12 protein-coding genes are annotated in these 11146 nt (G+C 56.3%); 8 read left to right on the top strand and 4 right to left on the bottom strand.

Annotated elements, in window-relative coordinates; all coding sequences use genetic code 11:
* Positions 1-161: 161 nt before the first annotated feature.
* The 4 genes from B9Z33_RS13975 to B9Z33_RS13960 are packed head-to-tail and all read left to right on the top strand — an operon-like array spanning position 162 to position 3694.
* Positions 162-1091 (top strand): branched-chain amino acid ABC transporter permease, encoded by a 930-nt coding sequence (locus B9Z33_RS13975; protein WP_108287611.1) that lies wholly within the window; start codon positions 162-164, stop codon positions 1089-1091.
* An 11-nt stretch (positions 1092-1102) separates the two neighbouring features.
* The gene (locus tag B9Z33_RS13970) at positions 1103-2179 is read left to right on the top strand and encodes an ABC transporter ATP-binding protein (protein ID WP_108287610.1); all 1077 of its coding nucleotides are present in this window, start codon (positions 1103-1105) and stop codon (positions 2177-2179) included.
* A gap of 11 nt (positions 2180-2190) precedes the next feature.
* On the top strand, positions 2191-2976 hold the full coding sequence (locus B9Z33_RS13965) for an ABC transporter ATP-binding protein (protein WP_233252839.1): 786 nt from the start codon (positions 2191-2193) through the stop codon (positions 2974-2976).
* A 1-nt stretch (position 2977) separates the two neighbouring features.
* Complete coding sequence (locus B9Z33_RS13960) at positions 2978-3694, top strand: ABC transporter ATP-binding protein (protein ID WP_108287608.1); 717 nt, start codon at positions 2978-2980, stop codon at positions 3692-3694.
* 90 nt (positions 3695-3784) lie between these two features.
* Here the strand turns inward: B9Z33_RS13960 and B9Z33_RS13955 are convergent, their stop codons facing one another.
* On the bottom strand, positions 3785-4750 hold the full coding sequence (locus tag B9Z33_RS13955; protein ID WP_108287607.1) for a tripartite tricarboxylate transporter substrate binding protein: 966 nt from the start codon (positions 4748-4750) through the stop codon (positions 3785-3787).
* A gap of 147 nt (positions 4751-4897) precedes the next feature.
* Complete coding sequence (locus tag B9Z33_RS13950; protein ID WP_108287901.1) at positions 4898-5938, bottom strand: CDP-6-deoxy-delta-3,4-glucoseen reductase; 1041 nt, start codon at positions 5936-5938, stop codon at positions 4898-4900.
* 47 nt (positions 5939-5985) lie between these two features.
* Here B9Z33_RS13950 and B9Z33_RS13945 point away from each other — a divergent pair, with 47 nt between their 5' ends.
* Together B9Z33_RS13945 and B9Z33_RS13940 are read left to right on the top strand one after the other, a co-directional pair.
* Positions 5986-6936: an SDR family oxidoreductase gene (locus B9Z33_RS13945; RefSeq protein ID WP_108287606.1), complete on the top strand. Its 951-nt coding sequence runs from the start codon at positions 5986-5988 to the stop codon at positions 6934-6936.
* A 20-nt stretch (positions 6937-6956) separates the two neighbouring features.
* Complete coding sequence (locus B9Z33_RS13940; protein ID WP_108287605.1) at positions 6957-7358, top strand: RNA-binding S4 domain-containing protein; 402 nt, start codon at positions 6957-6959, stop codon at positions 7356-7358.
* Between the two features lie 440 nt (positions 7359-7798).
* Here the strand turns inward: B9Z33_RS13940 and B9Z33_RS13935 are convergent, their stop codons facing one another.
* Positions 7799-8803, bottom strand: a complete 1005-nt coding sequence (locus B9Z33_RS13935; protein ID WP_108287604.1) for a tyrosine-type recombinase/integrase — start codon at positions 8801-8803, stop codon at positions 7799-7801.
* A complete protein-coding gene (locus B9Z33_RS13930; RefSeq protein WP_158270224.1) occupies positions 8803-9393 on the bottom strand; it encodes a hypothetical protein in 591 nt (196 codons plus the stop codon). Before B9Z33_RS13930 ends, B9Z33_RS13935 begins: the two co-directional genes overlap by 1 nt.
* A gap of 326 nt (positions 9394-9719) precedes the next feature.
* Here B9Z33_RS13930 and B9Z33_RS13920 point away from each other — a divergent pair, with 326 nt between their 5' ends.
* Together B9Z33_RS13920 and B9Z33_RS13915 are read left to right on the top strand one after the other, a co-directional pair.
* Complete coding sequence (locus B9Z33_RS13920; protein ID WP_108287601.1) at positions 9720-10805, top strand: replication initiation factor domain-containing protein; 1086 nt, start codon at positions 9720-9722, stop codon at positions 10803-10805.
* 28 nt (positions 10806-10833) lie between these two features.
* Positions 10834-11145, top strand: a complete 312-nt coding sequence (locus tag B9Z33_RS13915; protein WP_108287600.1) for a hypothetical protein — start codon at positions 10834-10836, stop codon at positions 11143-11145.
* Position 11146 lies beyond the last annotated feature (1 nt).

Raw genomic sequence — 11146 nt, 5'->3', positions numbered from 1 at the left:
CGATACTTTCTTTCACTACAATCCCGCCACCCCGCCCAGTGAAGAGCTGATCTGGCGGGGTTTTTGCTAGTTGTCAGGGTTCACCCAAAAAGTGACTCTTGATTTGATAACAACAACCGACGCGCGACCCGTTAACAACAGGTCAACACACGGAGAAATATATGGACGTCTTCTTCCAGCAGGTCATCAACGGCCTGGTCATGGGCAGCATGTACGCTTTGGTGGCCTTGGGCTACACCATGGTGTACGGCATCATCAACTTGATCAACTTTGCACACGGTGAAGTGCTGATGGTGGGAGCTCTGACGAGCTGGACTGCCATTGGCATGATGCGTGACGCCATGCCCGGTGCACCAGGATGGGTCATCCTGATCCTGGCCACCTTGATTGCGTGTGTGGTGGCCGTGGTCTTGAACTTCTCGATCGAAAAGATCGCCTATCGACCCTTGCGCAACAGCCCCAAATTGGCTCCCCTGATCACCGCCATCGGCATGAGCATCTTGCTACAGACCCTGGCCATGATCATCTGGAAGCCGAACTACAAGGCGTATCCCACTTTGCTGTCGAGCACCCCCATCAACATGGGTGGCGTGGTGATCACGCCGACGCAGATCATGATTTTGGGCGTTACCGCTGTCTCATTGGCCGTGCTGATGTGGCTGGTCAATTACACCCGCCTGGGCCGCGCCATGCGTGCCACGGCCGAGAACCCGCGCGTGGCGGGTTTGATGGGCGTGAAGCCCGACATGGTGATTTCGGCCACCTTCGTGATCGGTGCCATTTTGGCGGCCATTGCTGGCGTGATGTACGCGTCCAACTACGGTACAGCACAGCACGCCATGGGCTTTTTGCCGGGTCTGAAGGCCTTCACCGCAGCGGTGTTTGGCGGCATTGGCAATCTGTCCGGTGCGGTCATTGGCGGCATCTTGCTGGGCCTGATCGAAGCCATTGCCTCGGGCTACATTGGCCACATCACGGGCGGTGTGCTGGGCAGCCACTACACCGACATTTTTGCGTTCATTGTGTTGATCATTGTGTTGACCCTGCGCCCCTCGGGCCTGATGGGTGAGCGCGTGGCCGACCGCGCTTGATGGAGGCGAACATGAAAAACAACAAAACACTTCAATTTCTGCTGATCGGTGTGGCCCTGATTGCCTTGCCTTTGATTTTGCAAATTTTTGGCAACGCCTGGGTGCGTATTGCTGACATGGCCTTGCTTTACATCTTGTTGGCCATTGGCCTGAACATCGTGGTGGGCTACGCCGGTTTGCTCGACCTCGGCTATGTGGCCTTTTTTGCGGTGGGGGCCTATATGTACGGCCTGCTGTCGTCGCCGCACCTGACCAACACCTTTGAGTGGATCGCTGCCGCATTCCCTGCGGGCATGCACATGCCAATCTGGCTCATCGTGCCTGTGGGCGCGGGTCTTGCAGGTTTGTTTGGCATGTTGCTGGGTGCGCCCACGCTCAAGCTGCGTGGTGACTACCTGGCCATCGTGACCTTGGGTTTTGGCGAAATCATCCGTGTGTTCATGAACAACCTGGACCACCCCGTCAACATCACCAACGGCCCCAAAGGTCTGGACCAAATCGATCCGATTTCGATCTTTGGCCTGAACCTGGGCAAGAAGCTGATGATCGGCGACTTCGAAATCGCCTCGGTCTCGCTTTATTACTACCTGTTCCTGAGTTTGGTGCTGGTGACGATTTTGATTTCCCACCGCCTGGAGATTTCCCGCATCGGTCGCGCCTGGATGGCGATCCGTGAAGACGAAATCGCTGCCAAAGCCATGGGCCTGAACACCCGCAACCTGAAGCTGCTGGCTTTTGGCATGGGCGCTACTTTTGGTGGCGTGTCGGGTGCGATGTTTGCCGGTTTCCAGGGCTTCATCTCGCCCGAGTCCTTCAGCTTGATGGAGTCGGTGATGATCATTGCCATGGTGGTTTTGGGGGGCTTGGGCTATTTGCCTGGCGTGATTTTGGGCGCCATTTTGTTGTCCGCCTTGCCTGAGGTGTTGCGTTATGTGGCCGGGCCACTGCAAGAAATCACCGGAGGCCGTTTGGATGCCTCCATCATGCGCCAGTTGTTGGTGGCTTTGGCCATGATTGTGATCATGTTGATGCGTCCTCGCGGGCTGTGGCCTTCGCCTGAGCACGGCAAATCGCTCAAGACGAAATGAAGGAGCAGAACATGAATCCAACAGCCAACAAAGACACCGTTCTGAACGTCTCGGGTATCTCCAAGCGATTTGGCGGTCTGCAAGCCCTCACCGATGTGGGTATGACCATTCAACGTGGACAGGTCTATGGCCTGATCGGTCCCAACGGCGCAGGCAAGACCACGTTCTTCAACGTGATCACCGGCCTGTACACGCCCGACAGCGGCACCTTTGAGCTGGCAGGCAAGCCTTACCAGCCTACAGCCGTGCACGAAGTGGCCAAGGCGGGCATTGCCCGCACTTTCCAGAACATCCGTTTGTTTGCCGAAATGACGGCCCTCGAAAACGTGATGGTGGGCCGCCATGTGCGTACCCACTCGGGCTTGCTGGGCGCGATTTTCCGCACGCCTGGCTTCAAGGCCGAAGAGGCCGCGATTGCCCTGCGTGCACAAGAGTTGCTTGACTATGTGGGCATTGGCAAATACGCCGACTACAAGGCGCGTACCTTGTCTTATGGCGACCAGCGTCGCCTCGAGATTGCCCGTGCATTGGCCACCGACCCCCAACTGATTGCACTGGACGAGCCTGCCGCTGGCATGAACGCGACCGAAAAGGTGCAGCTGCGCGAACTGATCGACCAGATCCGCAAGGACAACCGCACCATCTTGTTGATCGAACACGATGTGAAGCTGGTCATGGGCTTGTGTGACCGTGTCACCGTGCTCGACTACGGCAAGCAGATTGCCGAAGGCACGCCTGCCGATGTGCAGAAGAATGAAAAAGTGATTGAAGCCTATCTGGGCACGGGAGGACACTGAGATGGCCGACATCCTTTTGAAAGTCAAAGACCTGCAAGTCGGCTACGGCGGCATTCAGGCGGTCAAGGGCGTCAGCCTGGAAGTGCGCGAAGGCGAACTGGTCTCGCTGATCGGCTCCAACGGTGCGGGCAAAACCACCACCATGAAAGCCATCACCGGCACCTTGCCTTTGCAAGCTGGCGACATCGAGTACATGGGCCAAAGCATTCAGGGCCAAGGCCCTTGGGACCTTGTCAAGCAAGGGCTGGCCATGGTGCCGGAAGGTCGCGGTGTGTTCACCCGCATGACCATCACCGAAAACCTGCAAATGGGCGCGTACATCCGTTCGGACGCCGCAGGCATTGCCGATGACATCGAGAAGATGTTCACCATCTTCCCTCGCCTGCGTGAGCGCAAGGACCAGCTGGCAGGCACCATGTCCGGTGGTGAGCAGCAGATGCTGGCCATGGGCCGCGCCCTGATGAGCCGCCCCAAGGTCTTGTTGCTTGACGAGCCCTCCATGGGTTTGTCGCCCATCATGGTCGACAAGATCTTCGAAGTGGTGCGCGATGTATACGCCCAAGGCGTCACCGTGTTGCTGGTGGAGCAAAACGCCAGCCGTGCGCTGGCCATTGCCGACCGCGGTTATGTGATGGACTCCGGCCTCATCACCATGACCGGTGTGGGCAAAGACATGCTCGAGGACCCCAAGGTGCGTGCAGCCTATTTGGGCGAGTGATCCTTCACGTGTTGCGCTTGCAGCACCCCCAAAAAAAACAGCCCGGCACTGCCGGGCTGTTTTTTTGCTTCAACGCGAAGCGGTTTGGCTTCAGTCCACCCGAGCGCCGCTGGCCTTGACCACGCTTTCGTAGCGTGTCAGTTCCTTTTTCATGAAGGCCCCAAACTGCTCAGGCGTGTTGCCCACGGGTTCGGCCATCAGTTGGGCAAAGCGTGTTTTGGTTTCGGGGGTTTGCAGCGCGGCGACAAAAGCCTTGTTCAGGCGGTCCACCACATCGCGTGGTGTGGCCGCAGGGGCCACCAGACCCCACCAGGTGTCGATCGAAAAGTCTTTCAGGGTCTCGCTCATGCTGGGGATGTCGGGCAGGGCGTTGCTGCGCTGTGCGGTGGTCACGGCCAGGGCCTTGAGCCGGCCCGCTTTGATGTTGGCCGCTGCCGTGGCCAGGTTGTCAAAGTTGAAGTCGACCTGCCCCGACAACAAGGCCAGCTGGGCCGGGTTGCCGCCGCTGTAGGGGATGTGCACGGCAAAAATGCCTGCGGCGCGTTTGAACATCTCACCTGCCAAATGACCCGCACTGCCGTTGCCGCCGGAGCCAAAGTTGAGCTTGGCGGGGTTGGCTTTGGCATACGCCACCAAATCGGCTAGGGTGTTGATCTTCAGGCGCTGTGCGGTTTCGGCATTCATGACCAACACATTGGGCACGCGCAGCATTTGTGTGATGGGCGCAAAGTCGCGGCTGGCGTCGTAGGGCATCTTGGCAAACAGCCAAGGGTTGATGGCGTGCGTGGCTGTGGCCGCGATGCCGATCGTCAAGCCATCGGGTGCGGCCTTAGCCACCAAGTCAGCACCCAAGTTGCCTCCAGCACCAGGGCGGTTTTCAATGATGACGGTGCCCAAGCTGTCTTTCACGCGCTCGGCCAAGGCACGTGCCGTGACATCGATCGGGCCGCCAGGTGCATAAGGCACGATGATGCGGATCGGCTTGCCTTGCGCCCATGCGGGGGCGCTGAGCGCGAGTGAGGCGGCAGCAAACTGGCGGCGGGTGATCAAAGTCATGAGATAGGCTCCTGATGAAAGAAGGGCAGGCGTTGAGCGTTTGTGGGAGCAAGCCCCTGCTCGCGAATGCTTGCGGTGGCGGGTGCGCCCATTCGGCTGCAGGGGCAGCCTCCCACAAAGAATCCTTGGGGGCCCCAATGCGCCTAATCAGGCCTTGGCCTTGTCGGCCTCAGACGTGAACGAGTCGGCGTAGAACTCATCTTCGGGCAAATCGCCTTGCGCCACGTAGTCGCGCTTGGCCGAATCCACCACGATGGGCGCGCCGCAGGCATAAACCTGGTGACCCGACAAGTCAGGGAAGTCCTGCAACACGGCCTGGTGCACAAAGCCTGCGCGGCCAGTCCAGTTGTCTTCGGCTTCGGCGTTGGAGATCACGGGCACATATTTCAGGTTGGGCATCTCGGCCAAGCGGGCCTCCACCCAGTCGGCCATGTACAGGTCAGCCGGACGGCGACCACCCCAGTACAGCGTGGCCGGACGTGTGATGCCGCGGTGCTGCATGTGTTCGATCAGCGCCTTGATGGGCGCAAAACCCGTACCCGAGGCCAGCAGCACGATGGGTTTGTCGCTGTCTTCACGCAGGTAAAAGCTGCCATACGGGCCTTCGGCACGCAGGATGTCTTTTTCCTTCATGGTGGTGAACACCGGGTCGGTGAACTTGCCACCGGGCATGTGGCGGATGTGCAGCTCCACTGTCGGCGGTGCCACCTCCAAGGTGTGCGGCGCGTTGGCCATGCTGTAGCTGCGGCGTGAACCATCGCGCAGCAAAAATTCGATGTACTGACCGGCGTGGAACTTCATCACGTCGTTGGCGGGCAGTTGCAGTTTCAACACGATCACGTCGTGCGATTTTTTCTCCAGGCTGACCACGCGCACCGGCATCTTTTTGACGGGCAGGCCGCCTTCTGCGGTGACTTGTTTGGATTCGAGCACCACATCGCTTTGGGCGGTGGCGCAGCAGGTCAGCACCAGGCCTTGGGCTTCTTCCTCGTCGCTCAGGGCTTTGGCTTGGTGCGGGCCATGCACCACGGTGCCCGAGATTTTTTTGCATTTGCACGAACCGCAAGCGCCGTCCTTGCAGCCGTAGGGCAGGCCGATGCCCTGGCGGATGCCAGCGGCCAGCAGGGTTTCGTTGTCATCGGCGGTGAAGCTGCGGCCACTGGGCTGCACGGAAATTTGAAAGCTCATCTTTTGGGTATCCTTGAGGGGTTGCATTTGACCCGGAACCCCTGATTTTGCCCTCAAACCAAACCCCTTTGGGCGCGCTGCCCGCCCGCTTTCGCCGACAGCGTGTCTTGATCGTGGGTTGCGGCGATGTGGGCCTGCGCACGGCGGGCCAGTTGGGGGCACCCCAAAACCAGCGGGTGCGCTTGTTGGCGTTGACTTCTTCGCCCGAACGTGTGCGTTTGCTGCGCGCCTGTGGCATCACCCCCTTGCTGGGCAATCTGGACGATGCAGTCAGTTTGAAGCGTCTGGCAGGCATCGCTCACCGAGTCATCCACTTGGCCCCACCGCCGAGCGACCGCCGGGGCGAGTCCGAACGGGATCCGCGCAGCCTGGCCTTGGTGCGTGCTTTGCGCTTGCGCACGCCGCCCCAAGCACTGGTGTATGGCTCCACCACGGGGGTGTATGGCGATTGCGCTGGGCAGCGGGTGAACGAAACGCGTCCTGTGCACCCGCATACCCCACGCGCGCAGCGCCGGGTGGATGCCGAAGCGCTGATGCGTTTTTTGGGGCGCAGTGGCGTGCGGGTGAGCGTGTTGCGCATCCCCGGCATTTACGCACCAGACCGCGAAGGCGGCACGCCCCGTGACCGCTTGCTCAAAGGCACGCCTGTGCTGCTGGCCAAAGAGGATGTTTACACCAACCACATCCACGCCAACGATCTGGCGCGGGCTTGTGCCGCCGCTTTGTGGCGCGGCAAGCCGCAGCGGGTGATCAACGTCACGGACGACACCGACCTGAAGATGGGTGATTATTTTGATTTGGCCGCCGGCTTGTACGGCTTGCCCAAGCCCCCCCGAATTTCGCGCAGCGATGCCAGCACAGCCTTGCCCTTGATGCTGTTGAGCTTCATGAACGAGTCCCGGCGTCTGGACAACACACGCATGAAACGTGAATTGAAAATCCAATTGCGTTACCCGCATGTGCGCGATGGCCTGAGCCTTCAAGGTCGATTGATTTGAAACATGATACTGAACGCGCCATGAACGCCCAACGCATCGACAAATGGCTTTGGGCCGCACGGTTTTTCAAAACCCGCAGCATCGCCAGCGATGAAATCGGCAAAAACCGTGTTCAGGTCAATGGGCAAGACGCCAAGGCCTCACGCGAAGTCAAAGCGGGCGACACGGTGCGCCTGCGCCAAGGCGCTGTGCAACGCACGGTGACGGTCAAAGGGGCGAGTGGTGTGCGTGGCCCGGCACCTGCAGCGCAGTTGCTTTACGAAGAAACCGCCGAAAGCATGGCGCTGCGCCAAAAAGCCGCCGAGATGAACCGCCTGGCCCGTGAACCTGCCCTCAGCATTGAGCAAGGCCGACCGACCAAGCGTGATCGCCGTCAAATTGAAAAGACTTGGGATGACCGCTGGAGTGCGAGCATCGATTGATATTGGCTTTGAATGAACGCATCGGCCAAGAAAAAAGCCGCAAGTTCGTTGGAGCTTGCGGCTTTTTGTCTGGTGCCCGGGGCCGGACTCGAACCGGCACGCCTTGCGGCGGGGGATTTTGAGTCCCTATAAATGGCCGTCCTAGAACGTCATTGTGTGTCATATCAATGATTTAGCCGTCATTGAAAGTCATTGAATGTCTTTGCTGTTGGAAGAATGTTGGACTTTTTTGAGTCATGCTAAGAGTCCAGCTTTTACCACCCAGCGGTACAGTACCGCAGGGTGTGTGGTACTGTACCTTTTCACTATTTCTTCTTGATCGGGGTTGTGCCAATTGAAAGTTGGCCGTTGTTGGGATGTATGTGCAAAACCGTTTTGCACTTTGACCCATAAAACCGTTTTGCGGGTCAGTGTGCAAGTTGGTCAAGACGTTTTGATTTCTACCTTTCAGCCATCGGGTTTAGTGTTCTTACTTCAATTAGGTGGTCGGGCGCCATGTGAGCGTAACGCATGGTCATTGCAAGGCTTTGATGACCCAGAGCTCTTTGCAGCACAAGTATGTTCCCTCCTCGCCTCATAAATTCTGAAGCGAAAGTATGTCGAAGCACATGCGAAGCTTGACCTTGCTTCATTGGTATTGCTGCGCGTTCTAATGCTCTTCTAAAAGCGCTGTAAGCAGGTCCGAAGAGCTTTGCTCCTTCACCATGCTTCTTGTGGTGCGCTTTTAGTGCTTTTTCAAGTTCTTCACTAATTGGGATTCCTCTTGCTTTACGCGATTTTGTTTCGTTGGCAAACAAAATCAAACCATCCTTTACTTGGCTAACGTTGAGGCTTTCCGCTTCTCCCCATCGTGCTCCTGTGCTTAGACAAACTGTTGCAATCAGCTTCACGTGCTTGTTTTCAGCACTGTCTAATGAGTTCATCAAGATTTGTATTTGTTCTGAGTTCAGCTCTCCCATCTCTTGCTCTTGAAGCTTTAGCGCTTTGACCGATTCAAGCGGGTTTTCTTCGTTCCATTCCCCAAGCCTTCGTAGTTCGTTGAATACGCTTCTAAGGTGTGCATGCTCATGATTTACTGTGTTGTCTGAGATGCCATCTTTCAAGCGTTGTGCTCTGTACTCTGAAAAGTGAAATGCCTTGAACTGACTGGCGATTGGGTCGCCTAGGCTTAGGCACATCATTTTTAGTTTGCCCAAGCGCTTTTTCCCGTCACGTAACTTGCATCCATGCAGTTCAAACCAACGTTCGATTAGCTTTGAAAGCCTTCTAGTGTCCTTTTTTATCGGAGCCCAGTCGGGATCTTGAAGTGCTTGTCCGTTAGCCCAAATGACGAACTGTTTCGCTTCTCGCTCCGTATTGAACACGCGCTTGATTTGCTTGCCTACTCGACCACCTGGCTTGATGTTCACAAGCCATTTTCCGTCTTTGCGTTTGCTGATTGCCATCAGCTTTTCTCAATGCGTTTGTTGAGTTTTCGTTTCAGCGTTTCTTTGTGAACGATGTCCTTGACTGCGAGAAGTCCAAGTAGGAGAGCCTTTTGATCTAGGCCTAGTTCGCGCTTCCCCGCTTTGATTCCTGCCAGGTCGCTTTCCTTCATTTCTAGGTACTGGGCGGTTTGCGAATCCGTTAGGCCATGTTTTGCCTGGAGGCTTGATACCCGCTCAATCCATTTTTGATCTGCGAAGTTGACAGCCATTCCTGCTTGGCGTCGTCTTAACTCTTCGAGCCTGTCTAGGTCTTGGGTCAGTTGCACTACGTGCTCATCCTCGTTCAGAAATGCTGCCGCAACTTTTCTGATTTCAGGTGAGAAGTGGACGTGCTCAAGCAGCCTGAACTTCAGCGGTACTGGAATCGGTTTTTTCTCATTGATGTATGCCGACAGTGCTGTTTTTTGCACGCCTAGTACATAGGCCGCTTCAGCGTCACTTGCTAACTCGTACAAAGCCTTAAATTGTGAAAATAATTCTTTATGTTTCATTTTGTTACATCTTTCCGCCTGACGGTTATTGACGTTATCTAAAACGATAACTACCATAACGATAACACCTTTAAGCATGTTACCAAAATGTTAATACAGTTCACCCCTTTCGTCACTCGGCAGCGTTTTGCTGAGCTTGTAGGCGTTACTGATGACACGCTCGAACGTTGGATTCGCGATGGTCGGGTACCTTGCTTTCAGATGGGCAAGCGTTCTTTGGTTGATATGCGTGTGTGGATCGCCGGCGGTATTGACTTGGGTGGGTTGGCAGGGGCTGCGCCCGACACGACGAAGTCGGGCCGGGCGCAGCCCCTGCCAACCCACAACCGCAAGGCGCAATCTATACCCCCCCTGAGTAACACGGGGATAAACGGGGGCGCAGCATGAGCAAGTACCAGTCCGAAGAAAAAATGGTTCTTGAGGGTCGAAAGGTAAAGCTCCTGTCGGTCGAACGTTCAACAAGTGCTGATGCTGGCGTGGTGGTTGACTATTTCCGTTGCTCAGTGGTTCGTGATGCCCTGTTCAAGTCGAGCATTCCCAGCAAGGGCGATTTGATCGTCGATGGTCTTCAGACCGATGCTGAAATCGTTTATGACCTCGCTGTCCATTGGGCTTGTTTGCTTGGGTTTGAACCCGGCGAGGTTCGTCCAGGACGTGACTTTTACGATCACACGTTCACCGTTGTCAACGAAGACGGCATAGAAGTTGGCTCCGTCAGTGGCGGTGGTGTCATGCAACGCGGCACCTTCTGCTTCACGCTCAAGGGCTATGGCTGCACCAGCGCTAAACCGGGGTGGGAAAGCCGGGCGCATGAGTTCTTCACACCGCTGCAAGCCACCATAACCCGTATCGACCTCGCCCGCGACTTCTTCAAAGGTGAATACGGGTTTCAAGCGGCTTACGACGCCTACCAAAACGACGAATTCAGCTACAGGGGCCGCAAACCATCGTTCGATGACGCGGGCAGCAAGAAGGGCTTTGCCACCACGTTCTATGTCGGCAAACGTGAATCCGGCAAGTTGTTTCGCGGCTACGACAAGGGCCACCAGTTCAAATTGATGGATGACCCATGGTGGCGCGCAGAAGTCGAGCTTCGCAATCACAACCGTGTCATTCCCTTGGAAGCGTTGATTCGCCCAGCATCATTCTTTGCGGGTGCGTATGGCTTCTGTGCGCGCATATTGGAGAACGTGGAACCCCAGGCCATTCCCACAGGTTTGAAGGTCGCAGAAGCTTCTGTAGAGCGTACCTTGCAATGGTTTGAAAAGACTGTTGCTCCCTCTTTGGTTCATATCAGCATGACAGCCGGATTTGATTGGCTCACGCGTATGGCTGTTGAACATGCTCACCGCGACAAACCTCGCTCACTGAAAGGACTTAGTTCTGAGTCCATTAAGTCAGGTGTTCAGCGGGCTTGTAAACGTTTCATCCACACATCGCCCGAACCGGCCGGGCTGATGCCTTCGTAACTGCCGGAAATCCAAAGGAAATCGAACCATGAAATTCACTTCACGCATCACCGTTCAGGGCATCAAAGGCAGCAAAGGCCAGCTTGAAAGCGGTCAGGCTTATGACAGCACCAAGATTTATGTCCAGACCGATTTGGACGATTCCAAAGGCATGGGTAAAGGCTTTGCCACTGTTGAATACAACTTCGGCACCAGCGACGAGTATCACAAGTTCAAGCATCTGCCTTTTCCCATTGAGTGTGACGCAGAGCTTGAAATCGTCACCAACGGCAAGACCCAAAAGACCCAGATTGTTAGTCTGCGCCCGGTGGAAATCACTAAGCCCGGTAAAGGGGTCTGAT

The organism is Limnohabitans sp. T6-20 (genome assembly GCF_003063505.1).
In the GTDB taxonomy this organism is placed as follows: domain Bacteria; phylum Pseudomonadota; class Gammaproteobacteria; order Burkholderiales; family Burkholderiaceae_C; genus Limnohabitans_A.
Note: the sequence above shows the minus strand (reverse complement) of the source record. Positions and strands in the feature narration are given on the sequence as shown.